Consider the following 26,289-nt stretch of genomic DNA (forward strand, 5'->3'; position numbering starts at 1 on the left):
GCGTGGTAGTTGAACTCCAAGAACCCCACGCCCAGGGACAGGCCTCCAGTTCGCTCAAGTTCGCGACGTAGCTGCCGATATTCAGAGCGCCGTCTTTGCATTCAAACAGGAAAATAAAATGCGCACTCTGGTCTCCGCTGTCGCCGCTGTGTTGGCGCTCGCCATTCTTTCTGGATGTTCAACTACTCAGAATGTCACCGCGGGTCCGCAGGCGAAAGGCTCGCCGATGACGACAGCGTGCTTTACCGCGCACGGCGGCAAGTCGGCGGACATGGACGCAGCAATCCAACGCAACCTGGAAAACCACGGCGTGTCGGTGTCGGTTGCCCCCGCGTGCGACAAAGCCGACATGAACGTCACTTACACCGACAGCTGGTTCTGGGACATCGTCATGTACCTGCGTTCGATGGATATCCGCTTTTACAAGGCGCCAAGCGGCGGCCTTATCGCGTCGGGGCACTGGAAAAACTCCGTGTTGCATCAGTTTCCAAATGCCGACGGCGTCGTCCAGGACTTGATGGACGACATGTTCAAGCAGACTGGAGAACCGAGCGCCGTTAGGACCAAAGCGGCTTCTAACTAAAGGGTTTGCCGACGGTATCGATGCACTTGCGTTTTATGCAAATGACATAACCGCCAGTCCTACTTGCAGGGACTGGCTGAGCAGCTTCAAGAGCACAACTGTTGCGTCGGGTGGGGCGGCCCGGCACGAGGGCTGTAGGAGTCGTTCAAAGACGCGCAGCTGAACAAATACATTGATTACGATGCCATAGTCCCACCCGACTAGCGCACTGTCCCTTGACCGCAGAGTCCGCCTAACTGTCCGAAAAGGATGTCATGCGCTAGTATGACAAAAACGAGCGTTCTTGCGTTGTCGGAAAGGCTCGTGAATCGCTACGTCAATTCTGGATGTGAAAAATAACTATGCCAGGGGAACAGTGGAAACGCGGAGCGACCGAATGGCAGCACTACGTCGGGAATCTGATACGACGGAGAGTGCCGTTTGGCGATTACGTTGAAATTCCGGACCGTGTCGCCGGAGATTGCGGGCTAGAAGGCTTTTGCCGTGACGGAAACGCGTTCCAATGCTATGCGGCCACTGAGCCGCTTAGTGTGACCGAGCTGACTGAAAAGCAAAAACGGAAGGTGACCCAAGACCTCGGCAAGCTGGAAAAGAACAGAGCTGTCTTAGAAAAACTCCTGCAACCCACAAAAATTCGCAATTGGGCTCTAGTTGTGCCCCGCTGGGAGGATAAGGCTCTGTTAACCCACGCTTCGACAAAAATTCAGGGGATTTGTTCGAAAAACTTGCCTTTCGTTGAACCCGGGTGCACGGCCAATATTATGACGCTCGACGATTTCGCCGTCGAAGTTCAAATCCTGGCGAGAGCGGGTGTTGGAAGCCTTTCGGTTCCAGTCACCGACCCTCACGCGGCATCCGTTGCCGAGTTCTCGGTTAAGCATGACGACTGGCTACGTCATTTGGACCGGAAGGTCACTACATTAACGGCCGGCAAACAGGAGCAAGCGACCCAACTGTTTGAAGGTTTTCTTCAAATGTACCTTCGAGGCCAGAACGTCCTTGATACCCTACGCACAAAGTATCCGGACATTCACGCTGGAGCGGACGCAGCCAAAAGAAGCCAAGAGAGGAAGCTAGCTCTACATTCAGCGTTGCATGAAGGCTCTGCAAAGGCTAGTCTCCGCGAAGTAATGCTAAATTTTGGCGGCGCGTTGAGAAACCAGTTGCCCGGCCTGGACGACGAAACCGTTTCCGCCCTCACAGACGAAGCCATCGCCGACTGGCTTCTGCGATGCCCGATGGACTTTCAAAATGAATGACGCACATTCACTGGACCGGTTGGAGCAGCTCGGTCGGCGCTGGAGCTTCACTGACAGGCCTGCTCCGTTGCCGGCCGACCTACGTCCAGTCTGGCGCATTGCAACAATTCTCCTCGTGCTTCACACGTCACGGGGGAAAAGCGCATCGCTGCGAAAGCTACATTTCGCGACTTGGGCCCTCAAAGACCGCGACGTTAGCAAACAGCTAATTGCTTCCCTCAACTCCGACGAACTTTCAACGGCACCGCTGCCCCGCATTGACCCCACCCTGAACCGAGCCGTTGATTTCGCCGTTGCGGAAGGATTAGTCGAAATATCCGGCAAGAAGTCCGTAAAGCTTTCGGAAAAAGGCTTGCGCATAGCGAAAGAGCTCACGGAATCTACTGAGTGTTTGGTCCAAGAAAGGGAGTTACTTTCTGAATTGATTCCGCATCTCACCGAACCTGCCATAGACCACTTGTTCAAGAGCCTTGCGTCCCATGACAATTAAATTCGAAAGGCTTCATCTCGACGTGCTGACGCCTGAAGGCCGTTATGGAGCAAAGCTTCGCTTTCATAGTGGCCTTAACATACTGCATGCTGAGAACAGTATGGGCAAATCTACCTGCATCCAGTCAATCATTTACGCGTTAGGCCTTGAGCGTATGCTCGGGCCCAAGGCAGTGATTCCGCTTCCACCTGCGATGACCACGTTTTTGGAAGATGCGGACGGAGAGCACCTCGTGTTGACCTCGGATGTTTGGCTGGAAGTCAGCAACACTCGCGGTGAGGCGCTAACGATACGGCGAAGTGTAAAGGGAAACCGGGACTTTCGCCTGGTGACCGTGTGGGAGGGCTCATTATCGGAGGACGGCGCCGCGGCATTGCAAAGTCGCGACTATTTCTTGCGAGACCCAGGTGCAGTCACTCATGAGGCAGGCTTTCATTCGAAACTGGCGAGCTTCCTTGGCTGGACACTTCCATCAGTGCCTAGAAGCTCCGGAGGAGAGTGCCCTTTGTATATGGAGGGCATCTTCCCGCTTTTCCTGGTTGAACAGAAACACGGTTGGTCGGGCATCCAAGCGAATTTGCCCACCTACCTAGGAATCCGGGAGTTGTCCAAGCGAGCCATCGAATTCGTACTAAAACTTGATGCGGCTTCCATTCAGGCGGAACGCCAAGCGGTGGCAGAGAGAGATGCGTCGCTTCGCAGTCAATGGAAGAACGCAATCTCGGGTCTTAAAGCCGTAATTGCGAGCACCCATGGAAGAATAAAGGATGTTCCACGAGACCCGGTCCCCGACTGGCCTCCCACCCCAGAGCCATCCTTCGAGGTTGCTCGAGACGGAGTATGGAAACCGTGGAATTCCGCTAAATCGGACACTGAATTCGCTCTCGATTCGTTGCGACAGACCGAGACGCCTACTAACGATGAAATTGCAACGCTTGCTCGGACAGAACTGAACGTATCTGAATCGGAACTGGCGGAAGTCGACTTTGCGGCCACTACAGCTCTTGAAGCGCTAGACCTCGAATCTGCCCAGCAACGCGCACTCATCTCCCGCATTAGTTCGCTCGAGGAGGACTTGCGCCGCAATCAAGACGCAGAAAAGTTGCGTAAGTTCGGCTCGATTGCAGAGTGGGAATTGAACCGAGACACTTGTCCGACGTGCCATCAGCATCTGGCAGATACCCTGCTCTCTCAGAATGACGAGCCACAAATAATGCCGTTGTCTGAAAATATCGAATTTATTCGCGCCCAGCTCGCCACTTTTAAGCGATTGCAGGAGGCGGGGAGCATTCAAATCGGTTTGAAAAGCCAAAATCTCGACTCATTGCGTGCCCGGCTTGGTGAACTGCAAGGCAAAATAAGGTTACTTAAACAGACCTTGGTGGGGGCCAGCGGCGCACCAGCGGCAAGCCGTATCAGAAGGGAGCTCGAGTTGGAGACTGCAATCGCAACGCTAAAGAGAGCCGGGCAGGACTTTATCGATGAGTTGGCCGAGTTTGAAAGTCTCGCCGCGGAGTGGCGAGACCTTGAAGTTCGACGAAAAGCGCTTCCTTCCAAGGAGCTTAGTACGTTGGACGAGCAGAAACTGAGTGCCCTTCAGACTTTCGTCAGAGAACAACTGGTCACGTATGGTTTCAAGAGTATCCCTGCAGAGTCGATTTCCATATCGCACGACAATTATCGTCCGACTCGGGACGGCTTCAACCTGGGATTTGACCTTTCCGCAAGCGACAATATTAGGATTATCTGGGCATATCTCGAAGGCATTTTGGAACTCTCGCGGGGCTACGCTACGAACCATCTAGGTTTTCTGATTTTTGACGAGCCGCGTCAGCAGGAAGCGAAGGAGATGAGCTTTGCGCAACTGCTGTCGCGGACAAGTGAAAGCGGAGTCGCGAAACAGCAGGTTATATTCGCAACCAGCGAAAAATGGGAGAAGTTAAAAGAGATGGTATCTGGGCTCGCAGTGAACACTATCCGGTTTGAGGCGCGAGTCCTTTCGCGCATCGACTAGCGGGATTTCGAGCCGCAGCCCTTGGTTTGCGTGCGTTGGGGGTGCTGCAAAGCCAACCCCGTTAATCGTTGTCGCAGCAACCAGCGCCGTGCGTCTGCTAGAGGAGGAGGTCATCTACTTGAAGTGTCCGAGGGAGCCGAGGCCAGGATTCGTCCTTGCTGTGGTTGATAATCAGAACGCTGTACGCAAGTGCCAGTTCGAACCGGCAAACTACTACACGGGTAAGACGGTCACGTTCAACGAACCTAACTTCGGCCAATTACTGTCGTCTACGCTCCACTCTTAACCATGATGCTGGAGGCGCATATTCACGATGCGTCGCTTAGTCGGCTCCGCCGAGTCGGGCCCTTAATGCCTCATCGCTGAGTGAGACCTGCAAAGACCATCTGAAAATACGATGGGTATCTATCAAGCACAGCGCTAACAGCAGCTGGATTATTTCGAGCATAAGTTACGACTGCGTCTCTAGAAGGGTGGACCCCTGCGAAGACCGGTCGCAAATCCAGCGTAAGCATCCTGTCTGCGAAACCCGACTCTTGAATGGCCACAGCCAACGGGTCTGGAAGGCCGTACTTTAGTCCGCTTTGAAGGCGCTTAATCAGCTCCACAGTATCGACGTTGTTTAGGTCGCCGTCTTGCTCAAAATACGTCACCAATGCGGTCAGATACAGCGAGAACTCAAAGCCAAAGCAATTGTCGCAAATGTCAACGACATCTTCAGGTGTGAACCGGCGCGTGCTCTCCCCAAATCGCTTCACGATGCCACCAGCCGAGATGACTTCTTCGATTTGAGAATACGCTGCTCCCGATAGCCACGATTGCGCGACATCTATGAGCAATTCCTTGCCGACGACTTTCTCAAGCAGGTCGTCTTCACCCACTTCAAGCAAGACTGGCCAAATCGCATTCAATAGCTCCACCTCAGTCTGCGCTGCGAACACGAGGTCACGGCTCCGCTCACACCATCTATAAATCTTCGCAAGTGCATTCAGACCCAAAAGCGTCCGCGAATTCCGCGTCTGGTTAGCGGCTTCCGGCTCACGGTCTTGGACGGCGCGCGCAATTGCGATGAAACAGTCGACCAGTAACGTTTTCTGGTCATCCGAAGCCAACGAGTACGCTAGCGTACTCTTCGCAAGCCCACTGACCACCTCAATAAATTCCTCGAATGCGGTCTCCCCGCGACTGGCCTGCAAGAAGCTGGCGACAGCGTTGACGAGCCGCTCCTTGGTTTTCACCTGCTGCGCGACATGCTCAGGCGTAGCGCCAATACCGGCCAGGTAATGTGCGTCGTCATTGATTTGCGCCAGTGCGTTATCTTCGTCCCCTAACAGTGCAATGATGACGTCGAAAGCGGCCTGCACTTCCTGCGAGCCATCGTCGTTCATTATTGGAGCGACAAGACCTAGAAGCGAGCTGCCGGTCGGTTCCACATTTGCGGTATTTAAAAGCTCACGAACTGTATTCCATCGCCACCGCTCACGTCGAGCACTCCTACCGTCAAAGATGCGCGTATCTGCGAAGATTACGGAACCCTCGATATGCATTCCGGCACGGCCTGCTCGCCCCATCAAATTGTGAAAGTCTCGCACCTTCACGCGCTCCCCACCTTGATAGATTGTTGACACAATCAGGTATCGGAGCGGCAGATTCACTCCTTGTGCCAAGGTGGACGTGCACACGACCAAAGGCACAAGGCCCTCTTTCACCGCATGTTCGATACAGAGTCGAAGACCTTGGGGGGTATTGCCATGATGTGCCAACACACCGAACCTTGCACCTCGGGTCACGACCGCATCGTCGCCGAAATGCATTGCGTGGAGGTGCACCAACCTCTGCAGTTCATCCTGATTTGCGATTTCCGCTGGCGATTGATAAGGTAAGCCTCGCTCGAAATATTCAACGGCATCTCTGACAATGCCGGCGGCACTATCCTTTCTCCCGCAAAAAATAGCGGCGCTTCCCTGCGGCGCCAACTTCAATCCGAGATACAAGGCGACCTCCGAAGCACTACGCTCAGGAAACACTCGGACTACTCGTTCTCTACCACGAAGCGGAAATGAATATGGCTCAATGACCCTCGGAACGAAGTAAGGAAAGTCATCAGGCTGACCCAGAGCATCGAACTGAAGAGTGCCCAAGGCATGCTGCCAACTCGTGAAGACAACAGAACGCTGGGTCGGCGTCAGTTCCTTGCCATCAACCACGGGAGCGCGTTCGCCGATTAGCCACTGGCCGACCGCTTGTGCATTCGAAATGACCGCCGAGACTAGGACCACCTGCGCTCGGCGTGACAGAAACTGCTTCAGAGTGGTAAGTAGCAACTCGTACGTCACGCCGCGGGGACCAGAATCAAACTGGTGCCCCTCATCGTAAACAATCAACCCGATTTTGCCGGCAATCTGAGGCGCCTGCCGCAAAACATATAAAAGCTTCTCTGGCGTCAGCACCAAGACTTGTGGGGACGGTTGAGCAATTTCACCTATCAGGTCCGCCAGCGACTCCAGAAAGTCCTGCTGCAGGACATCCGAGAGCTCGTCGATAGACACCCGCTCGCCCGCAAACGTCTGGCGTAGAGAGTTCGATATCTCATGGCATAGCGCGCGAAAGGGTGCGACCACCACCGCCGTCTGGGCACTGCCGGATAACATCGCGCTCCGAATTACAAGTTCAATCGCTCGAGTCTTTCCCGCACTCGTCGGCATTTGAACGACAGCCGACGCTCCCGCAAACAAGCCAGCTCTTCCGAGTAGACGTTGTGCCGGCCATAGCTCTGAAACGAAATTGGGTTTTCGAAGAACGTCTGACCACTGCTCTTCGTCTAGTCGCGAGTATCGAGGCAAGTTCAGGCGACTCGAATTACCGACCTTGCGTAGGACGACTGCTACGCATAGGTCCACAAACGCGACATCTCTCGAACTACCGTTTCGATAGACAGCTTGCCGGAGCCCTGAGCAGTGCCGTAGAAGGATTCGCTCGTCGCCTCCGTCGCGCGACAGCAAGTCACCCGCCGCACGCAACATAGTTACAAGCAAAGGGGAAAATCGAATTTCGGGAGGAACCTCTGTATCGGCCCATCGATTCGCGAGTACCAGGCGCAAAACCGTCGAGAATGGGTACAACTGCTGGCGGGTACGTGTCGATAGCAGGTTGCTGACCACGAAACTACTGCCCGGAGTCTCGGCCAAATAAAACGTCGCTGCAGCAAGCGTCAGCAATTCTTCGTCGAGGTCCACGTCAAACCTCGATTCGACATATGCATAAAAGAACGAGGCCGCAAATCGCAGACCCTGCTGGTCCGTCGCCACGGGAGCCCCGAGCACCGTCCGCTGTTCGAGAACCTTATCGCATATGGCCGCTGCCTCGTCGCCCAGAATACCTATAGCAAGCGCAAACAGGTCTTCAGGATGTGTACCGGCAGGAATATCGATATGTTCCTCTTCTCGCACCGCGTACTCATACATCCGGGCCTTCGCTTGTGTTATCCCGAACAAGCGCCGAGAATTTGCCTCAGGCCTCATCTGCGGCCCTCTCGTAGAGACTATGGGCGAGCGTCATCAAATCCTCACCTCGAATTACCAACAGAAGGACAGAAGAGCCCGGGGGATGTGATGCTGTTGTCGTCGCCGCAATCAGCTCGGCGTCGAATGCGCCGTTGCTCAGCACGGCGGCCGCACCTGTCAGTTCTATAAAGGGCCTATCTGGCTTCGCTTGAAAGCGCTCGACTAGCGCTACCCGCGCATTGTCGCCCTGCATGTGAGCTTTCCGCTTCATTGCGAGCAGCGTGTAAGCTTGCCGTACTTTGTCTTTTGCGGCGTCGTCCACAGCGACCTGGAGCCTAGGCTGAGGCTTGCCTGCACGCAACTGCGCTTTGACCTCAAAGGTTGTCAGCGTGTCTTCGATAGAGTTACCAGTCGGAGACAAATAAAGACCGATGATGTCGGTGCCCTTCACCGATTCATTGGGTGTTGCTTTCTCCGCAAATCGCCCCCTAGGAACCCAGTGATTCATACTGTGCTCGAGGAAGTCACAAACCAATATTTCAGCAAAATCGCCGGACCGAATTGACGGTCCGGGTTTTGTGGTATTTGGGAACACTAGGTTTTTCAGAAATTCGGAACGTGAATGTTCAGTTCCAGCTCGTAGAACGTCAATATCGTCATCGGAACAGTAATGCTGGCGAAAATGTCTGGCCCATGCCGACAGGACAGCGTTGTCCGGTTGATGTTGAAATTCTAAAATTGTGACCGTCTTACCTTCGTCGGTCCTCAACGGTTCCCGTTGTACCAACCAGTTGAGGTGCTCAGGTGGAGGCATGGATACCCTCGGGGACTACTCTCTCAAATGACATTTTAGCTTTGCCTGTGCCAGCGACGTGTTTTCGGTCGCAATATAACCGAGTCGCTTCGTCTAATTTCGACGGGCAAGCAAGTCTACACAAGCTTTCAGCGTCTAGGTGAAGGCCGGATGTGCGATGAATGCCTTCCGCCCGGCGAAGCTATAACGTCGGGCAACTAAATGCCTATTTGGTTCTTGTACCCGCACGCTACGCGACCATCTCAGCGAATGACGGGTCGAACCCAGTGTCGTCAAGTAGATGCATTCCCATCAGGCGTTGGCGTTCATCGTCACAGACTTCGCCCGGTTCCAGTCTGTCTCAGCATGGGTGACAGCCGGTAAAGCGGCGCCGGTCACTCAACCGGGTACTGCCTGGAAACCGGCGGACGACTGCAGGTCGGGCGGCCGCCCGGCCCCTGAACGGGCGACATGGCTGCGTGTTAAACCTCAATCCAGCTGTCTTCTGCGACCCCCAGGCAACGGACCTCAAGTGCGTGCAGGTCGCGGTGTAAGGCAAGATGGTCACGGAGAAGGTTCAGCGGGTCCCAGAAACAGACAGGAACCGCTGGTTGCCAGCCGACAGGTTGACCACTGCCTCGGGTCACGGGCCGGCTGACCGCGACCGGCAACGATGGCCCCGCAAAAGCGTCGGAAGGGAACTGTGCGAGTGCTTCCTTTTCAATGTCTTCGACGACCGTATCGATATACAGGTGGTGCATGAAGTCGAGCGGGCGCGGCCAGCGCTCTTCGCGGAACAGCCGCTCCGATTCGGCAATCTCCCGCATCAGTGCCCCGTTTGGCTGGTCCGAGAAATTTAGCCAGTGCCGGTAGATGACATCGTCGATGGCCTTGAAGTATTGGCGGCGGGACGGTTTGCGCATGGAAGCTCCTGTGATGATGGATTGGTGGATGCGCCCCGAAACCGCTCAAGGTCACGGGGATGCAAAGTAAAGCCACCCAAGCGCGCAGGCGCTTCCAGCTCAAATTTCAGAAAGAGGGGCCAAAGGCGGAAGTGCCGTAGGAGGGGTACTCGAGGGTGCGGCCTTTCAGGTCCCGCTGGCCCCGGGCGCCAGAGGTCGTGCCCCGGGCGTCAGCCCGTGATGTATATGGCCGTGCCAATGACCAGAACTCCATCGGCGAGCACAGGTAGTCAGTCCGGACACGCATGGGATGTTCGCCTGTATGGCGTGGCTTGAGCGGATTCCGGCGGATACGCCGGAATCGGTCATCCTGTCGCGGGCCCTGGCGCCGCTACGATTGGACCGGTACCCTGAAGCAGGCCGGGTGTCGCAGACGCCCGCGTTGCTCCTTCCCAAGAGGCTTTATCTTTTCTTTTAGCAAAGGAAGCCTCTTTAGTAGTAAGGAAGCTCTCTTTTCAAAACTCTAGCGAGCCGCATTTATATGGCCAAGCCGGCGGTTACCTCCGGTGCGGTGAAGTAAAGGGCGCCGCGTGCCGGTTGAGCCTGAGCTTCTGCTTCGCCCGGACATTCCCTTCTCCTGCAGCAGGCCCGGAACGGCGGCCGCTTCGTTGAGGGCCGCACAACTGGGGACGCCAACCAGGACATCCTGGCTGGCAGGCTGCTGGCCGCGCATGCAGCGTGGACCAGGGGGCGCGTGGCCTGGCGGGCAGGGCGTGGGGTTGCGTGGCCGACAGGCGGCATTGGGGGCGGATAGGGGGGTGGGGGGCGGCGCACGCGCCTGAGCCCGGAAGTCGTCGGGGGCGGGCCGGCCGATGTCCGGACTGGGTGCCGGCCTGTGGCTCGCCCGCCGGTCAGGGGGCGCTGTTTGACGCTTCCAGGTGGGCCTCCTGCGCCCGGGCGCCCGGTGCGTGAAAGACGCCGACGCCGGCTGGCAGCGGGATTGTCCATGGCCAGATGCCTGGCCCCGCAGGCATCTGGCGTCTTGTGCACGGGACGCTGGAGGCGGCACGTCGATGTTACGGCTTCGCTGCCCGCCAGCGGGGCAGGTGCCCGAGCTCCAGTCCCGGAAAGGACAGCCTGTCCATCGCCGCGACGAGCAGTTCGAACGGCAGCCGCTTTTCGCCTCCCTCGTTGCGTCCGTACAGGCTGTCCGGGGCGTGCCCCTTCAGCTCTTCAATCACACAGTCGTTCACGCCTGACAGTTGAGCAAACGTCTTGAAGGTATGCCTGAAACTATGGAAGTCCAGCCGGGGGGCATCCAGTCCGGCGTCCGCATCAAGGTAGTCGCTAAACCACGAACTCCAGGTCGCGCTAAGCTGGCCGTATTTGTTCGGCTTGAGTCGCGGAAACAGCCGGTCGCTTTCGCGGCCCTGCGCCTCGACGAACTCGAGAAAGCCCAACTCCAGCAGCGACTGGTGGATGGGGACGTGACGCATGTTGGCGGCGAAAGCCGCGCGGTGCTCGCGCTTGGTGTCGTGAAGGTGAAGGCACCATACGCCGTCCCGCTGGACGACGTCGCGGGTGCGCAGGCGACACAGGTCTTCGAGCCGGGCGCCGGTGTGTGGACCCAGCAGCGGCAGCCAGTAGGCGGTGTCTCCGCCACCTTTTCCGGGGCGATGACCGTGCACGAAGACACGCGACGCGTACAGCTGGTTGAGTTCGGCAACCGTAAAGGCGTCGCGGATGGCCTCGGGGTCGGTGTCCTTGCGCACAGCCTTCTTGCTGAACTTCGCCCCGGAAAACGGGTTGGTGCCGAGTGGGGTCAGCTTGTTTTTCATCGCCACGTTGATGACCGGGGAGAGCAGTGCGATGATGGTGTTGACGCGACTCTTGCTGACCTCTTCCTTTTCAAGACAGGCCGTCTTGAAGAGCGTGACGTGCGCGGCGGTCAGGGCGGATAGCGGCATCGGGCCCACGAGCCGCTCGAAGCGTACGACCTGTGCCCTGACCTCGTCTGCGGTCTTCGCCCGCGGTGCAGCGTCCTCTTCCCATTTTTTTATCGCACAGGCCCACGTGTCGCTTGCGTCGACGAGTGGAATCAGGTCCGGCGTCCTGCCTACTTCACCATCGATGCGCCGCAGTTCCTCGTCCAGCACCTCGACCTCGGCGTCCGCCATCTGCCGGAGCAGCTCGTCAAATTCTGCGGAGTCAGCCGGCAGCCATGCACGCTCCCATTCGAGGTGTTGCTCGACACACTCGCGGATGTGCGAGAAGTCCCCGGCGGCCCGCGCCCGCCGCAACTGCCTGCGCGCGTCCAGCAGCAGGTCCTTATGGGCCTCGTCGTCGTAACCGTCGTCGTCACGGGCGTCCGGGTGGGGCGCCGCAAAGTAGGTCGGTCGCATCTCGTCGTCGTTTGCCAGCGCATTCGCCCGGTAGCGGGCCACGACGCGCGGAAACAGGACGGCTTCAAGTCGTGTCCACCCCGGTGGCTGGACGGACGGATGGTACGGGTGCGGCTCATCGTCGGCCGCGGGACGCCGGCCGCGTGGCAGCCAGCTCCTGTCGGCCGCTGCGGCGGCGTCGGCCGCGGCCCGTACCGGGGCGACGAGGCGTTCGAATTCCAGGGCGGCCAGCGGCAGGCGGGTGATGGCCTCGTTGCGACACGGCGTTTCCAGGCTCAGCCAGATTTCGGTCTTGTCGAGCAGGGCGCGCAGCCTGAGCGGCACCTTGCGGCGAAAGTAGTAATGGGTTGAATCGGCGCGGGTGGTCAGGTAGGGGTGTTTCACGGATGCTCTCCACGGAAAGGTAACAGTGGCGTGTAGCACCCGGACTTCGAAAACCGGCGGCATCTGAAATTTAGCTGCGTAATGCACCATTTCCGGCGCAGTACCGGTGTTCCAGAACGAAAAAGCCGCTGTTTCGTGAGAAACAGCGGCTTTTTTTGAAGCTGGTGGCGAATCAGGGATTCGAACCCCGGACCTGCGGATTATGATTCCGTCGCTCTAACCGACTGAGCTAATTCGCCGAAAGAAGCGAGATTATGAAGATGCCGGCGGGGGCTGTCAACCCCCGCGCGACAACTTTTTGCGAGAACTCCGGTTGCCTACGCCGCGCTCAATCCTGAGCGTAGATATTGGAGTCTTTGGTCTCCCGCACGAAAAGCAGACCGATCACGAAGGTGGCCAGCGCGATGATGATCGGATACCACAGGCCCGAGTAAATATTGCCCTTCGCGGCGACGATCGCGAACGCCGTCGCTGGCAGGAAGCCGCCGAACCAGCCATTGCCTATGTGATACGGCAGCGACATCGACGTGTAGCGGATCCTCGTTGGGAACATCTCGACCAGCATCGCCGCAATTGGCCCGTACACCATCGTCACGTAGATCACGAGGATCGTCAGGATCACGACGGTCATCGGCCAGTTGATCTGCGATGGATCGGCCTTTGGCGGATAGCCGGCTGTCTTCAGCGCGGTGCCCAGGTTCTTGTCGAACGCCTTGCCCGCGTCCTTGGCGTCGGCGGCCTTGCCGTCATAGGTATCGATGGTCGTGTCACCGACCTTGATCTGCGCCATCGTGCCCGCCGGTGCCGCGACGTTGTCGTAGTTCAAGCCAGCTTTGGACAGCGCGCCTTTCGCAATATCGCAAGAGCTCGTGAACTTCGACGTACCGACCGGGTTGAACTGGAACGAGCACTCGTCCGGATTGGCGATCACGACGATGGGCGACTTCTGCGTCGCGGCTTCGAGCGCCGGGTTCGCATAGTGCGTCAGTGCCTTGAAGAGCGGGAAGTACGTCAGCGCCGCGATCAGGCAACCTGCCAGGATGATCGGCTTGCGGCCGATCCGGTCGGACAGCGAACCGAAGAACAGGAAGAACGGCGTGCCGATCAGCAGCGCGATCGCGATCAGAATGTTCGCGCTAGCGCCATCGACCTTCAGCGTCTGCGTCAGGAAGAACAGCGCATAGAACTGGCCCGTGTACCAGACAACTGCCTGGCCAGCCGTCACGCCAATCAGAGCCAGAATGACGATCTTCAGATTCTTCCATTGACCGAAGGCTTCCGACAGCGGTGCCTTCGACGTCTTGCCTTCAGCCTTGATGCGCTCGAAAGCCGGCGACTCGTGCAGTTGCATCCGGATCCACACCGAGATGCCGAGCAGCACCAGCGATGCCACGAACGGAATGCGCCAGCCCCATGTGCCGAATGCGTCTTCGCCCATTGCCGTGCGCACGCCGAGAATCACGAGCAGCGACAGGAACAGGCCGAGCGTCGCCGTCGTCTGGATCCACGCGGTGTAGAAGCCGCGACGGTTGGCGGGCGCATGCTCCGCGACGTAAGTCGCGGCGCCGCCGTACTCGCCGCCGAGGGCAAGACCTTGCAGCAGACGCATCGCGATGAAGATCACCGGCGACGCCATGCCGATCGCCGCATAGCCCGGCAGGAAGCCGACCACGCAGGTCGATAGACCCATGATGACGATCGTGATCAGGAATGTGTACTTGCGTCCGACCATGTCGCCGAGCCGCCCGAACACCAGCGCACCGAACGGACGCACCGCGAAGCCGGCTGCGAAGCCGAGGAGGGTGAAGATGAACGCGGCCGTCGGATTGACGCCCGAGAAGAAGCTTTTGCTGATGAAGGCCGCGAGCGAGCCGGCCAGATAAAAGTCGTACCACTCGAAAACCGTGCCCAACGATGACGCGAAGATTACCCGTTTCTCTTCTCTCGTCATCGGCGCGTGCGAGATTTGCCCGCTTACGGTAGCCATATGTCGTCTCCAGTATTGATATCAGTCGCGGCTCGCCAGGTCGGGCGTGTCCGTGTAGCGATTATTGGAGTGGAAACTTACGGCGTTCTGACTCGGGAAGTGTTTGTTTGAGAGTGTCGAAAATTGTCGAATGTCGAGCTTGATGTTGGCAACGTCGGCTATTGGATGCTTTATTGCGGCGAAACTGGTGGCATGTTAGTGGTGACTAAAATGCGTGAAACTGACGGATTAGGGTAAGTCCCGTACACGATCCAGCATCCTTAAGCTGACGCGAACGAGGGTTCCGGCGAGGCGCGGCGACGTCTGATAGACGTTGTCCTCGATGGCGAGCGTGCCGCCGTGCATCGTCGCGATTTCCCGGACGATCGCGAGGCCCAGTCCGCTGCCGTCGCCTTCGCGCCCGAGAATCCGGTAAAACCGCTCGACCACGCGTTCGCGCTCGGCGGCGGGAATGCCAAGGCCCGTGTCCTCTACTTCGAGATGAGCCATGTGGGCGACGTCATCGCGCCGCACCCGCACGGTGATCCGTCCGCCCGATGGTGTGTAGCGGATTGCGTTGTCGATCAGGTTCGACAGCATCTCGCGCAGCATCACCGGGTTGCCATCCACTTCGATCGCTTCTTCGGGCGTTTCCGGGCCTTCGTAGCCGAGATCCATCTGCTTCGCGAGCGCGGGCTGGATCCAGTCGCGCACGGCGCTGCGGGCAACGTCGCCAATCTCGACGGGCGTGAAGATCTGGCCGGACATCCGGTTCTCCGCGCGCGCGAGCGCAAGCAACTGTGTGACGAGCCGCGCGGCGTGCTCTGAACTCGTCGCGATCTGCTCGAGCGAGCGATGCACTTCCGCCGACGCATCCTGCCGCAGCGCCAACTCGGCTTGTGTGCGCAAGCCTGCGAGCGGTGTCTTCATCTGATGCGCGGCATCGGCGATGAAGCGCTTTTGCAGTTCCATGTTCTGTTCGAGACGCGTCAGCAGGTCATTGAACGACGTGACAAGCGGCTCGATTTCCGGCGGCGCGCGGCGCGCTTCGAGCGGCGACAGGTCGTCGGGGCGCCGCGCGCGAATATGCGCCTGCAGCGCATGCAGCGGCGCGAGACCGCGCGACAGCCCGAACCACACGAGCAGAATCGCGAGCGGGAGGATCACGAACTGCGGCAGGATCACGCCCTTGATGATGTCGTTGGCGAGCGCGCTACGTTTGTCGAGCGTTTCGGCCACCTGCACGAGCACGGGCTGCGCGCCCGGCGTCTGCGGAAACTCGACGGTCGTGTACGCGACACGGATGTCGTTGCCACGCACCATGTCGTCGCGAAACTCGACGATGCCCGGCTGCGGCCGGTCTTCCTCGCGCGGCAGCGGCATGTCGCGGTCGCCCGCAACCAGTTCGCCACGCGTGCCGAGCACCTGATAAAACACGCTATCTATATTGTCGGCACGAAGAAAATCACGCGTCGAATCGGGCAACGTCAGTTCGGCAATGCCATTGACGGGATGAATCTGCCGCGCGAGCACGTAGGCGTCGGTTTCGAGCGCGCGATCGAACGGTCCGTTCGCAATCGACTTCGCCACCAGGTACGTGACGGCAAGGCTCATCGGCCATAGCAGCAGCAACGGCGCGAGCATCCAGTCGAGGATTTCGCCGAAGAGCGAACGCGGACGCGTCTCCGCAGCCGCCTCGGTTTCGTCGGGCGGCGCGAATGGATTCGCGTAGCGCGCGTCGCGGACTTCGTCGAGATCCGCCGCGTGAGCCGTGGCGCGCGGTGCGCGGACGGACATGGAACGCCTTTACTTGAAGTGGTGGCTTGCGGGCATGGCAGCGGGCGCGTCGGACGGCTCGGACTGCTGAGCCGGCGTCTGCGGTGCGGCCTTCTCCAGACAGTAACCCAACCCGCGCACGGTGATGATGCGCACGCCGCTCGGTTCGATCTTCTTGCGCAGCCGGTGCACGTACACTTCGATCGCGTTGTTGCTGACCTCTTCGCCCCATTCGCACAGGTGATCGACCAGTTGTTCCTTCGACACCAGCCGCCCGATCCGCTGCAACAGGACTTCGAGCAATCCTAACTCACGTGCGGACAGATCGATAACCTGCTCATTGGCATAGGCAATCCGGCCGACCTGGTCGAACGACAGCGAGCCGTGCTTGACGACGGTCGGGCCGCCGCCCGCGCCGCGCCGCGTGAGCGCGCGCACGCGCGCTTCGAGCTCGTTCAGCGCAAAAGGCTTGGCCATGTAGTCGTCGGCGCCGAGATCGAGGCCCTTCACGCGCTCGTCGACGCTGTCGGCTGCCGTCAGGATCAGCACGGGCACGTTCGAATTGCGCGCGCGCAGACGCCGCAGCACTTCGAGGCCCGACATTTTCGGCAGGCCGAGATCGAGGATGAGGAGGTCGAAAGTCTGCATCGACAGCGCGGTATCCGCTTCCGCTCCCGTCTTCACATGGTCAACGGCGTATGCCGATTGGCGGAGTGATCGAACGAGACCGTCCGCGAGTATGCTGTCGTCTTCGGCAATGAGAATTCGCATGATGCGCCCTGCCCGGCCGGCACCGGGGCGCCCGGCGCACAGCGTCTCCGAAAAATTTTGTCGGTAGTCGGTGTTGTCCGTTTGCACATGTGGACGTCCACATGCGAATCGGGCTTGCCAAGACCACTGTTTTTTTATACAGTGTCTGCGTTTAGCGTGCTGGTTGGTCGAACCGGGTTCACAACGGCCTGCACACCTGCCTCAGACGCCGTTCATCATAGCAAAGGACGATTCATGGAAGAAAGCAAGAAAGGCTCGGCTGGACTGACTGCGGAAAAGAGCAAGGCACTCGCGGCCGCGCTTGCGCAGATCGAAAAGCAGTTCGGCAAAGGGTCGGTCATGCGGCTCGGCCAGGGTGAGGCAGTCGAAGATATCCAGGTGGTCTCCACGGGATCGCTGGGCCTCGACATCGCGCTGGGCGTCGGTGGTCTGCCGCGTGGCCGTGTAGTGGAAATCTACGGGCCGGAATCGTCGGGTAAAACCACGCTGACGCTGCAAGTCGTCGCCGAAATGCAAAAGCTTGGCGGCACGGCAGCGTTCATCGACGCGGAACACGCGCTAGATATTCAATACGCGCAAAAGCTCGGCGTGAACGTCAGCGAGCTGCTGGTTTCGCAGCCGGACACGGGCGAACAGGCGCTCGAAATCGCGGACGCACTGGTGCGTTCGGGTTCGATCGACATGATCGTGATCGACTCGGTTGCGGCGCTGGTGCCGAAGGCCGAAATCGAAGGCGAAATGGGCGATTCGCTGCCGGGTCTGCAGGCGCGTCTGATGTCGCAGGCACTGCGCAAGCTGACGGGCACGATCAAGCGCACGAACTGCCTCGTGATCTTCATCAACCAGATCCGCATGAAGATCGGTGTCATGTTCGGCAACCCGGAAACCACCACGGGTGGTAACGCGCTGAAGTTCTACGCGTCGGTGCGTCTGGACATTCGCCGTATCGGTTCGATCAAGAAGAACGACGAAGTGATCGGCAACGAAACGCGCGTGAAAGTGGTGAAGAACAAGGTGGCGCCGCCGTTCCGCGAAGCGATCTTTGACATCCTCTACGGCGAAGGCATCTCGCGTCAGGGCGAAATCATCGATCTCGGCGTGCAGGCAAAGATCGTCGACAAGGCGGGCGCCTGGTACAGCTACAGCGGCGAACGCATTGGTCAGGGCAAGGACAACGCGCGTGAATTCCTGCGCGAGAATCCGGACATTGCACGCGAAATCGAGAACCGTATCCGTGAGTCGCTCGGCGTGAACGCGATGCCGGCAGGCGCCGCCGTCAGTGCCGACGAGGAAGTGGGCGAAGAGGAGTAATCGTCGCGTGATACGCAAGGGCCGCTCCGCTTCCTCGACTACGGGCGCAGGACGCAACGCGGGCGGCCCGCGTGACGACGATCCATTCGGATCGCCGTCACGCGTGTCTTCACGCAGGTCTGCTTCTCCCGCAGCATCGTTTCCGGAACACTCGTCATCCGACGACTTCGATCCATTCGAATCGTTCGATGCGCACGATCGCGCCGCCGGTGTTGGCCCCGCTTCGAGTAGCACCGCCGACGCTGGAAACGGCGAAGTCACCTATACGCGCTCGCGTCGCCAGCCAGGCGAAGGCAAACCCGCCGATACCACGAGCCGCGCTTCACAACGTCCCGAACGCTCTCTGAAAGGCCGCGCGCTCGGCTATCTTTCGCGCCGCGAGTACAGCCGCGCGGAGTTGTCGCGCAAGCTCTCGCCGTATGCGGAAGAGGGCGAATCAATCGACACACTGCTGGATTCACTCGAAAGCGAAGGCTGGCTGTCGAATTCCCGTTTTGCCGAAAGCCTGCTCAACCGGCGCGCGTCGCGCATGGGCGCGGGCCGCATCGTCAATGAGCTCAAGCGCCATTCGGTCGGGCAGGAACTGGTCGAAGAGGTGAGTGCGCAGCTACGCGAAACCGAACTGGCACGGGCTCAGGCCGTCTGGAGCAAGAAGTTCGGCACCTTGCCCGAAACGCCAAACGAACGCGCAAAGCAGGCGCGCTTTCTTGCCACACGGGGTTTTTCCCAGGGAATCATCGGGAAAATTCTCAAGGGAATCGACGAAGACTGACCGTCCGAACAGGGCGGAGTGTGGCGCGCAAGAGAATGACGCACTGCACGAAACACCAGGCTGCCGCGCCATCTTCAAGACCGTTCAAACCCTGCCACATCAAGCCTCTGCGGGCTTCGGCCAGTCTCAAATACCCAGTATGCTAAAATTCAACGGTTCTTAAATCCGGCCTTTGTTCTCGCATGCCGCTCTCCCCGCCAGTGTCCCGACAGTTGCGCCACAGCCGCGCAATCCGAGCGGACGCATACGAGCGTGAAGATGGGCTGTGGGATATCGAGGCATGCCTCACCGACCAAAAGCCACGTGACGTGACGCTTGCGTCGGGTGTCCGGCCGAACGGCCTGCCGATCCATGAACTCTGGCTCCGCATCACGATCGATCGCAAGCTCAATGTCGTCGACGCTGAAGCGTCGTCCGACTGGGTTCCGTATCCCGGTCTGTGTGAAGCCTCCAATCCCGCCTATCGCGCCCTCATCGGGCTCAATCTGTTGCAAAACTTCCGTCGCGATGCTGCCCGTTTGCTGGCCGGCACGACAGGCTGCACGCATCTCACCGAGTTGTGCGCAATCCTGCCGACTGCCGCCATCCAGGCGTTCGCGGGCGACGTGTGGAACACGGATAAAGGCAGGCCAGGAAGCGAGGAGCCTGCAGGTTCAGCCAGTGGATCGGCAGACGGTTCAACCCGCGGCACGCAAGGCAGCACGGGACAAGACGCCCAAGACAACGCTTCGAGCGGGCAAGCAAGCGAACAGGCGAGCCAGCAATCAAACGACAAACCGCCATTCCAGTTGGGCCGCTGCCATGCGCTGCGATTCGACGGCGAGGCGGTGCGACAGTTTTATCCGCGCTGGTACGGCCACGCGCCGCGTTCAGCGGATCGCGCGGATGCCGCACCCAACGGACAGGCCGTGAAGACGGCGCGTCCGGAGTAAGCGGTCCAGCCGGAAGCGAAGTTCAATCCAACTCTCAGACTGAAGGGAATCACGCATGAAGATTCACGAGTACCAGGGTAAGGAAATCCTGCGGAAATTCGGAGTCGCGGTACCGCGCGGCAAGCCGGTCTTCTCGGTGGATGATGCGGTCAAGGCCGCTCAAGAGCTCGGTGGCCCGGTGTGGGTCGTCAAGGCTCAGATCCACGCGGGTGGCCGTGGCAAGGGTGGCGGCGTGAAGGTCGCGAAGTCGCTGGACCAGGTTCGTGAGTACTCGAACCAGATCCTCGGCATGCAACTTGTCACGCACCAGACGGGCCCGGAAGGCCAGAAGGTGAATCGCCTGCTGATCGAAGAAGGCGCTGACATCAAGAAGGAACTGTATGTCGGTCTCGTGATCGATCGCGTTTCGCAAAAGATCGTCGTGATGGCGTCGAGCGAAGGCGGCATGGACGTCGAAGAAGTCGCGGAAAAGACGCCGGAGCTGATCCACAAGATCGCCGTCGATCCGTCGACGGGTCTGAAAGACGCCGAAGCCGACGAACTCGCGAAGAAGATCGGCGTGCCCGACGCATCGATCCCGCAAGCGCGCGCGATCCTGCAAGGCCTGTACAAGGCATTCTGGGAAACAGACGCATCGCTGGCCGAAATCAACCCGCTGATCCTGACGGGCGACGGCAAGGTGATCGCACTGGACGCCAAGTTCAACTTCGATTCGAACGCACTGTTCCGTCATCCGGAAATCGTCGCGTACCGCGATCTGGACGAAGAAGATCCGGCTGAAGTCGAAGCGTCGAAGTTCGACCTCGCGTACATCTCGCTCGACGGCAACATCGGCTGTCTGGTGAACGGCGCTGGTCTTGCAATGGCGACGATGGACACGATCAAGCTGTTCGGCGGCGAACCGGCGAACTTCCTGGACGTCGGCGGTGGCGCGACGACGGAGAAGGTCACGGAAGCGTTCAAGCTGATGCTGAAGAACCCGAACCTGACGGCGATTCTCGTCAACATCTTCGGCGGCATCATGCGTTGCGACGTGATCGCGGAAGGCGTGATCGCAGCTTCGAAGGCGGTCGATCTGCAAGTGCCGCTCGTCGTGCGCATGAAGGGCACGAACGAAGACCTCGGCAAGAAGATGCTGGCCGATTCCGGCCTGCCGATCATCTCGGCAGACAGCATGGAAGAAGCTGCGCAGAAGGTCGTCGCGGCTGCCGCAGGCAAGGCCTGATCGCCCCGGCGCTTATCACCGGATTACGAATGGCGGCGTGCGAGCGGCGCGGGCAAAGCGTATTTGCCGCGCGCAACGCCATTGAGCACGCCACCAAACGAACAGAGGTCAATACATGTCGATTCTGATCAACAAAGACACCAAGGTCATCACGCAGGGCATCACCGGCAAGACCGGTCAGTTCCACACGCGCGCATGCCGTGAATATGCAAACGGCCGCGAAGCATTCGTCGCGGGCGTGAACCCCAAGAAGGCTGGCGAAGATTTCGAAGGCATTCCTATCTACGCTAGCGTGAAGGAAGCCAAGGCAGAAACGGGCGCGACCGTCTCGGTCATTTACGTGCCGCCCGCAGGCGCCGCTGCTGCAATCTGGGAAGCCGTCGAAGCCGATCTCGATCTCGCGATCTGTATCACGGAAGGCATCCCCGTTCGCGACATGATCGAAGTCAAGGACCGTATGCGCCGCGAAGGCCGCAAGACGCTCCTGCTCGGACCGAACTGCCCGGGCACGATCACGCCGGACGAACTGAAGATCGGCATCATGCCGGGTCACATCCACCGCAAGGGCCGCATCGGCGTCGTGTCGCGTTCGGGCACGCTGACGTATGAAGCAGTTGGCCAGCTGACCGCGATCGGCCTCGGCCAGTCGTCGGCAGTCGGTATCGGCGGCGACCCGATCAACGGTCTGAAGCACATCGACGTGATGAAGATGTTCAACGACGATCCCGACACGGACGCCGTGATCATGATCGGTGAAATCGGTGGCCCGGACGAAGCGAACGCTGCTTACTGGATCAAGGACAACATGAAGAAGCCGGTGGTTGGCTTCATCGCTGGCGTCACGGCGCCTCCGGGCAAGCGCATGGGCCACGCCGGCGCGCTGATCTCGGGCGGTGCGGATACGGCCGACGCGAAGCTGGAAATCATGGACGCCTGCGGTATCAAGGTCACGAAGAACCCGTCGGAAATGGCGCGTCTTCTGAAGGCGATGCTGTAAGAAGTGTTGCGATAAGCTCAAGAAACGTCGGCCATTGCTGACGTTTTTTGATACTCTTACGAAGTCCTTTCGTAAGACGCGACGAGAAGCGAGGGAGCGAGCAATTGCTGCCTCGCTTTTTTGTTGCCGTTCGCTTTTGCTACCTTCTATTCTGCTTTCCATGCTCGACTTCCTCACTACGCTCCATTGGGGCGCCGTCTTTCAGATCATCGTCATCGACATCCTGCTGGGTGGCGACAACGCTGTCGTGATCGCGCTCGCCTGCCGCAACCTGCCGCCCGCGCAGCGCACCAAGGGCGTGTTGTGGGGAACACTGGGCGCCATCGTGCTGCGTGTCGCGCTGATCGCGTTTGCGGTCGCGCTGCTCGACGTGCCGTTGCTCAAGTTCGCGGGCGGCCTGCTGCTGCTGTGGATCGGCGTGCGCCTGCTGGCGCCCGCGCCCGATGCGCACGCGAATGTCAAACCCGCCGACAAGCTGGTCACGGCCATCAAGACGATCATCGTGGCCGACGCCGTGATGAGCCTCGACAACGTGATCGCGATTGCCGGTGCCGCCGAGGCCGCCGAGCCGCATCACCGCATCGCCCTCGTCGTGTTCGGGCTGATCGTCAGCATTCCGCTGATCGTCTGGGGCAGCCAGCTTGTGCTGAAGCTGCTGGACCGGTACCCCTTCGTCATTACGCTGGGCGGCGCGCTGCTCGGCTGGATCGCGGGCGGTCTGATCATCAACGACCCGGCGGGCGACCGTTGGCCCGTGCTGGATACGCCTGTTGCCGAGTACGGCATGAGCATCGCTTGCGCGCTATTCGTCGTGATCCTCGGTTATGCGATGAAGCGGCGCAACGCGAGCCGCATCGCCGGCGACACACCACCGGGAACGCATTGACGGCAGTCACTGTACCGATGCATCCGCCCGCGCACCATTAGCCGTTCGGCCGACTGCCGGCGCGATTCGCGGCTCGCTACGATCGAAGCGCCTGTCCTGATTCCCGGGATAGGCGCTTTCGTTTTGAGGAGTCTGCTGATGACCGCTATCGTTGCCGTTGCTTCGTTGTCCACGCTTTATGCGCCCTGGTTGCGCGCCCGTTCGTCGCGCGCATGGCCTGTCCCGCTTGCTCGCATCGGGCGTTGGTGGGGCTTCACACTGATCGAATTGATGATCGTGCTGGCCATCGTCGGCGTGATCGCGGCATATGCGATTCCCGCATATCAGGACTATCTCGCGCGCAGCCGCGTCGGCGAGGGGTTGTCGCTGGCGTCCGCGGCGCAGTTGACCGTCGGCGAGAACGCCGGCAGCGGCAATGCATTCGGCAGCGGCTACACGTCTCCGCCCGCCACACGCAACGTGCAGTCGATCCATATCGACGACGACACGGGCCAGATTACCGTCGCATTCACGGCGCGCGTCTCGGACGAAGGCGCGAACACGATCGTGTTCGTGCCGTCCGCGCCTGACAGCGCCGACACGCCCACAGCGCGCGTCGCGCTGACGAAAGGCGCGGCGCAGAAGGGGACCATCACGTGGGAATGCTTCGCGGGCGGCAAGGCTGCCTCGTCGCTGCCGGCTCCGGGCGCTGGACCGTTGCCCGCCGATGCGCCGACGCTGCCGTCGAATCTCGCGCCGCCCGATTGCCGCAGCTGAGCGGACGTCGAAGATTCTCGACGGAAGTCGGGTGTGAGTCCGGCATGAGCCCGGTATAAACCGAATCCGCATCAAAGGCCGCGGCAAAAATTTCCATGCCGCGGCCGGATTCCGGGTTATTTCCGCCGAGCCGGCGCACAGCGTAAGGATTTTTTTGTATAGTGCGCCGGTTGCTGACGTCCCCGGTTACTCATGCCCAACCCCTTCGCACGCTATCTTTCACTGTTCCTATTGGCGTGTGCGTTGATCCTGCCGTATGCAGTCGTCAACCACACGTATCCGATTCCGACCTTCTACGCCGAGTTCACGGCGCTGTCGCTCTATCTGCTGCTGGGCGCGGGCATCGCGTTTCTGGTGGCGACGGCACGGCCGCGCGTCGCGTTCGCGTCGCCCGTCGTGGCGCTGGTGCCGCTAGGCTTCGGGCTCGTGCTGGTCGCGCAGTCACTCGTGCTGCCCGTCGCGCAGCCGTCGATGAACTGGCTCGGCGCCGGCTTCCTGCTTGCCGCGTTCATGGCGACGCACGCCGGTTTTGGTTTCAGCAGGGCGAATCTGACGGAAAACGCGTTCACGGTGGCGGCGTTCGCGCTGGTCGTGGGCGGCCTCTTTGCCGTGTTCTGCCAGACCATCCAGCTGTTTCACCTCGAGGTGAAGGTGACGCCGCTCGTGGTCGCCTACAGCGTGATGACCGAGCGCCGGCCGTTCGGCAACATGGCGCAGGCCAATCACCTGGCAACGTATATTGCGTTCGCCACGGCGGGTGCGATGTACCTCGTGCAGACGCGGCGCATCAACATCTTCATCTGGCTGCTCGTGTCGGCGATTTTTTCGGGCGGTCTGGCGCTGACCGTGTCGCGCGGACCGTGGCTGCAGATGGGCGTGATCGTCGTCGCGGGGTTCTGGATGGCGTTTGCCGAACTGCGGCGTAATCCGGCGCGCCGCCGCAGCAATCGCGAATGGCTGATTCCCGTCGTGCTCGCCGTGTTGTTTTTCGCGGTGAATGCGGCGATCCGCTGGGCGAACGTTCACTACGATCTCGGTCTGGCCCAGTCGGCTGCCGAGCGCATGAAGGACTCCAGCCAGATCGCGCCGCGTCTCGCGTTGTGGAAGTATGGTTGGACGATGTTCCGCACGCATCCGCTGCTGGGCGTCGGCTGGGGCGAATTTCCGCGCTATCAGTTCGATCTGGCGAAAGCGCTGGGCGGCGTCGAGATTGCCAACAACTCGCACGACATCTTTATCGATCTGCTCGCGAAGACGGGGCTGATCGGACTGGGTATCGTGCTGCTCGGTCTCGCTGCGTGGTTCGTGCGCGTCGTGCGCGCGCCGCAAACGGCCGCGCGCGTGTTCGGTCTCGCGCTGATCGGCGTGCTGGTGATGCATGCGCTCGTCGAGTATCCGCAGCAGTACATGTTCTTCCTGCTGCCGGCGATGTTCGTGATCGGTCTGCTCGACACGAAGCCGCTGCGGCTGATTCCGGGCGGCATCTCATTCGGCGCGTTCCTTGTGATCGTGTTCGGCGGACTGGCTGCGCTGTATCCAATCTATCGCGACTATGCGCGCGCCGAAGTGCTGTATTACGGCTCGCGTCCGTTCGACCAGTATCGTGAAGATCCGTCGTTCCTGTTCGGCGCGTGGGGCGAGTACGGGATGGCGACGCTCCTGCCGATGAACTCACAGGATCTGCCGCACAAGCTCGCGATGCATCGTCAGGCGATGGCGCTGTTGCCGGGCGAAACGGTGCTGCGCCGTTATGCCGTGTTGCAGGCGTTGAGCGGCGACACCAACGGCGCGTTCGATACCGTCGACCGTCTGAAGATCTTCGCCGAGGAACTGCATGACTGGCCATCGCAGCTCGCGTATCTGTACGATTTGTGCGACCAGCAGAAGACACTGGGGGCGTTCAAGGCGGAACTGATGAAGAAGTACGGCACGCCGCCGAAGGACATCAACAACGACGACGAAGAGGGCGACGACGCGGATTGACGCGTCGGCCGTCAGATACGAAAGCGGCGCGTTGGACGCGCCGCTGCTTCAGCGAGGAGTGAGGTGAGAAGTGAGGCCAGGTCTGGCGGCAAGCTCGCCGTCATACCTCACTCCGCTACCCAATCCCCCGACTTCCCGCCATGCTTCTCCATCACCTTCACATCGGTGATGGTCATCCCGCGATCGACGGCTTTACACATGTCATAGACCGTCAGCAGTCCAACCTGCACGGCCGTCAGCGCTTCCATCTCGACCCCCGTCCTGCCGAGCGTCTCGACCTGCACGCGGCAATGCACCGCTGGGCCCGACTCGTCGAGTTCGAAATCGACCGCAACGCGGGTGAGCGCCAGCGGGTGACACAAGGGGATCAGATCGGCGGTGCGCTTCGCGCCCTGGATCGCGGCGATACGCGCGATGCCGATCACGTCGCCTTTCTTCGCCTCGCCTTTGCGGATCAGATCGAACGTTGCGGGCAGCATGCGGATGGTTCCGCGCGCGACCGCGATGCGTTTCGTTTCCGCCTTGCCGCCGACGTCGACCATATGCGCCTGGCCGGCTGCGTCGAAATGAGTGAGTTCGGGCAT

At 59.9% G+C, this 26,289-nt stretch carries 20 protein-coding genes and 1 tRNA gene; 12 read left to right on the plus strand and 9 right to left on the minus strand.

What is annotated here, in order from left to right; genetic code table 11:
* Positions 1-118: 118 nt before the first annotated feature.
* The 4 genes from H1204_RS02780 (at position 119) to H1204_RS02795 (ending at position 4,346) form a co-directional block, all read left to right on the plus strand.
* On the plus strand, positions 119-583 hold the full coding sequence (locus tag H1204_RS02780; protein ID WP_180729724.1) for a hypothetical protein: 465 nt from the start codon (positions 119-121) through the stop codon (positions 581-583).
* A 530-nt stretch (positions 584-1,113) separates the two neighbouring features.
* Entirely contained in the window at positions 1,114-1,842 is a 729-nt protein-coding gene (locus H1204_RS02785) for a hypothetical protein (protein WP_180729725.1), read from the plus strand.
* Positions 1,835-2,332 (plus strand): hypothetical protein, encoded by a 498-nt coding sequence (locus tag H1204_RS02790; protein ID WP_180729726.1) that lies wholly within the window; start codon positions 1,835-1,837, stop codon positions 2,330-2,332. The genes H1204_RS02785 and H1204_RS02790 overlap by 8 nt, the downstream gene beginning before the upstream one ends.
* Entirely contained in the window at positions 2,322-4,346 is a 2,025-nt protein-coding gene (locus H1204_RS02795) for a hypothetical protein (RefSeq protein ID WP_180729727.1), read from the plus strand. Before H1204_RS02790 ends, H1204_RS02795 begins: the two co-directional genes overlap by 11 nt.
* Positions 4,347-4,702: 356 nt before the next feature.
* On the opposite strand, the gene H1204_RS02800 is transcribed toward H1204_RS02795, so the two are convergent.
* From H1204_RS02800 to H1204_RS02835, 8 genes are all read right to left on the minus strand, one after another.
* Positions 4,703-7,810 carry a DEAD/DEAH box helicase gene (locus tag H1204_RS02800; RefSeq protein WP_180729728.1) on the minus strand — a complete coding sequence of 1,036 codons (3,108 nt, stop codon included), beginning with the start codon at positions 7,808-7,810 and terminating at the stop codon, positions 4,703-4,705.
* 46 nt (positions 7,811-7,856) lie between these two features.
* A complete protein-coding gene (locus tag H1204_RS02805) occupies positions 7,857-8,663 on the minus strand; it encodes a Hachiman antiphage defense system protein HamA (RefSeq protein WP_180729729.1) in 807 nt (268 codons plus the stop codon).
* Between the two features lie 461 nt (positions 8,664-9,124).
* Positions 9,125-9,565 (minus strand): hypothetical protein, encoded by a 441-nt coding sequence (locus H1204_RS02810; protein WP_180729730.1) that lies wholly within the window; start codon positions 9,563-9,565, stop codon positions 9,125-9,127.
* Positions 9,566-10,620: 1,055 nt separating this feature from the next.
* Entirely contained in the window at positions 10,621-12,330 is a 1,710-nt protein-coding gene (locus H1204_RS02815) for a site-specific integrase (protein ID WP_180729731.1), read from the minus strand.
* Positions 12,331-12,492: 162 nt separating this feature from the next.
* Positions 12,493-12,569: transfer RNA gene (locus tag H1204_RS02820), tRNA-Met, on the minus strand.
* Between the two features lie 89 nt (positions 12,570-12,658).
* On the minus strand, positions 12,659-14,317 hold the full coding sequence (locus tag H1204_RS02825) for an MFS transporter (protein WP_180729732.1): 1,659 nt from the start codon (positions 14,315-14,317) through the stop codon (positions 12,659-12,661).
* Positions 14,318-14,545: 228 nt separating this feature from the next.
* The gene (locus H1204_RS02830; protein WP_180729733.1) at positions 14,546-16,093 is read right to left on the minus strand and encodes a sensor histidine kinase; all 1,548 of its coding nucleotides are present in this window, start codon (positions 16,091-16,093) and stop codon (positions 14,546-14,548) included.
* 9 nt (positions 16,094-16,102) lie between these two features.
* Positions 16,103-16,843, minus strand: a complete 741-nt coding sequence (locus H1204_RS02835; protein WP_180729734.1) for a response regulator transcription factor — start codon at positions 16,841-16,843, stop codon at positions 16,103-16,105.
* A 234-nt stretch (positions 16,844-17,077) separates the two neighbouring features.
* Between H1204_RS02835 and recA the strand changes: the two genes are divergently transcribed.
* The 8 genes from recA (at position 17,078) to H1204_RS02875 (ending at position 25,705) form a co-directional block, all read left to right on the plus strand.
* On the plus strand, positions 17,078-18,154 hold the full coding sequence (recA, locus tag H1204_RS02840; RefSeq protein ID WP_180729735.1) for a recombinase RecA: 1,077 nt from the start codon (positions 17,078-17,080) through the stop codon (positions 18,152-18,154).
* A gap of 7 nt (positions 18,155-18,161) precedes the next feature.
* Entirely contained in the window at positions 18,162-18,926 is a 765-nt protein-coding gene (gene recX / locus H1204_RS02845; RefSeq protein WP_180729736.1) for a recombination regulator RecX, read from the plus strand.
* A 182-nt stretch (positions 18,927-19,108) separates the two neighbouring features.
* Positions 19,109-19,858: a DUF2889 domain-containing protein gene (locus H1204_RS02850; RefSeq protein WP_180729737.1), complete on the plus strand. Its 750-nt coding sequence runs from the start codon at positions 19,109-19,111 to the stop codon at positions 19,856-19,858.
* 55 nt (positions 19,859-19,913) lie between these two features.
* Positions 19,914-21,083 (plus strand): ADP-forming succinate--CoA ligase subunit beta, encoded by a 1,170-nt coding sequence (sucC, locus tag H1204_RS02855; protein WP_042311039.1) that lies wholly within the window; start codon positions 19,914-19,916, stop codon positions 21,081-21,083.
* 115 nt (positions 21,084-21,198) lie between these two features.
* Positions 21,199-22,080, plus strand: coding sequence for a succinate--CoA ligase subunit alpha (sucD, locus tag H1204_RS02860; protein WP_180729738.1), 882 nt, complete (start codon positions 21,199-21,201; stop codon positions 22,078-22,080).
* Positions 22,081-22,240: 160 nt separating this feature from the next.
* A complete protein-coding gene (locus tag H1204_RS02865) occupies positions 22,241-22,966 on the plus strand; it encodes a TerC family protein (RefSeq protein ID WP_180729739.1) in 726 nt (241 codons plus the stop codon).
* Between the two features lie 138 nt (positions 22,967-23,104).
* Positions 23,105-23,722 carry a pilin gene (locus tag H1204_RS02870; RefSeq protein ID WP_180729740.1) on the plus strand — a complete coding sequence of 206 codons (618 nt, stop codon included), beginning with the start codon at positions 23,105-23,107 and terminating at the stop codon, positions 23,720-23,722.
* A gap of 192 nt (positions 23,723-23,914) precedes the next feature.
* Complete coding sequence (locus H1204_RS02875) at positions 23,915-25,705, plus strand: Wzy polymerase domain-containing protein (protein WP_180729741.1); 1,791 nt, start codon at positions 23,915-23,917, stop codon at positions 25,703-25,705.
* Positions 25,706-25,812: 107 nt separating this feature from the next.
* Here the strand turns inward: H1204_RS02875 and moaC are convergent, their stop codons facing one another.
* Positions 25,813-26,289 (minus strand): cyclic pyranopterin monophosphate synthase MoaC, encoded by a 477-nt coding sequence (gene moaC / locus H1204_RS02880; RefSeq protein ID WP_079484331.1) that lies wholly within the window; start codon positions 26,287-26,289, stop codon positions 25,813-25,815.

Source organism: Paraburkholderia sp. PGU19 (assembly GCF_013426915.1).
Taxonomy (GTDB): domain Bacteria; phylum Pseudomonadota; class Gammaproteobacteria; order Burkholderiales; family Burkholderiaceae; genus Paraburkholderia.

Bases quoted from the DNA above. Each gene is read 5' to 3' on its own strand.
- H1204_RS02875 (WP_180729741.1), top strand. From the start codon at position 23,915: ATGCCCAACCCCTTCGCACGCTATCTTTCACTGTTCCTATTGGCGTGT.
- H1204_RS02810 (WP_180729730.1), bottom strand. From the start codon at position 9,565: ATGCGCAAACCGTCCCGCCGCCAATACTTCAAGGCCATCGACGATGTC.
- H1204_RS02870 (WP_180729740.1), top strand. From the start codon at position 23,105: ATGACCGCTATCGTTGCCGTTGCTTCGTTGTCCACGCTTTATGCGCCC.
- H1204_RS02830 (WP_180729733.1), bottom strand. From the start codon at position 16,093: ATGTCCGTCCGCGCACCGCGCGCCACGGCTCACGCGGCGGATCTCGAC.
- sucC (WP_042311039.1), top strand. From the start codon at position 19,914: ATGAAGATTCACGAGTACCAGGGTAAGGAAATCCTGCGGAAATTCGGA.
- H1204_RS02800 (WP_180729728.1), bottom strand. From the start codon at position 7,810: ATGTATGAGTACGCGGTGCGAGAAGAGGAACATATCGATATTCCTGCC.
- H1204_RS02865 (WP_180729739.1), top strand. From the start codon at position 22,241: ATGCTCGACTTCCTCACTACGCTCCATTGGGGCGCCGTCTTTCAGATC.
- moaC (WP_079484331.1), bottom strand. From the start codon at position 26,289: ATGCCCGAACTCACTCATTTCGACGCAGCCGGCCAGGCGCATATGGTC.
- H1204_RS02780 (WP_180729724.1), top strand. From the start codon at position 119: ATGCGCACTCTGGTCTCCGCTGTCGCCGCTGTGTTGGCGCTCGCCATT.
- H1204_RS02795 (WP_180729727.1), top strand. From the start codon at position 2,322: ATGACAATTAAATTCGAAAGGCTTCATCTCGACGTGCTGACGCCTGAA.
- H1204_RS02835 (WP_180729734.1), bottom strand. From the start codon at position 16,843: ATGCGAATTCTCATTGCCGAAGACGACAGCATACTCGCGGACGGTCTC.
- H1204_RS02850 (WP_180729737.1), top strand. From the start codon at position 19,109: ATGCCGCTCTCCCCGCCAGTGTCCCGACAGTTGCGCCACAGCCGCGCA.
- H1204_RS02790 (WP_180729726.1), top strand. From the start codon at position 1,835: ATGAATGACGCACATTCACTGGACCGGTTGGAGCAGCTCGGTCGGCGC.
- recA (WP_180729735.1), top strand. From the start codon at position 17,078: ATGGAAGAAAGCAAGAAAGGCTCGGCTGGACTGACTGCGGAAAAGAGC.
- H1204_RS02825 (WP_180729732.1), bottom strand. From the start codon at position 14,317: ATGGCTACCGTAAGCGGGCAAATCTCGCACGCGCCGATGACGAGAGAA.
- sucD (WP_180729738.1), top strand. From the start codon at position 21,199: ATGTCGATTCTGATCAACAAAGACACCAAGGTCATCACGCAGGGCATC.
- H1204_RS02805 (WP_180729729.1), bottom strand. From the start codon at position 8,663: ATGCCTCCACCTGAGCACCTCAACTGGTTGGTACAACGGGAACCGTTG.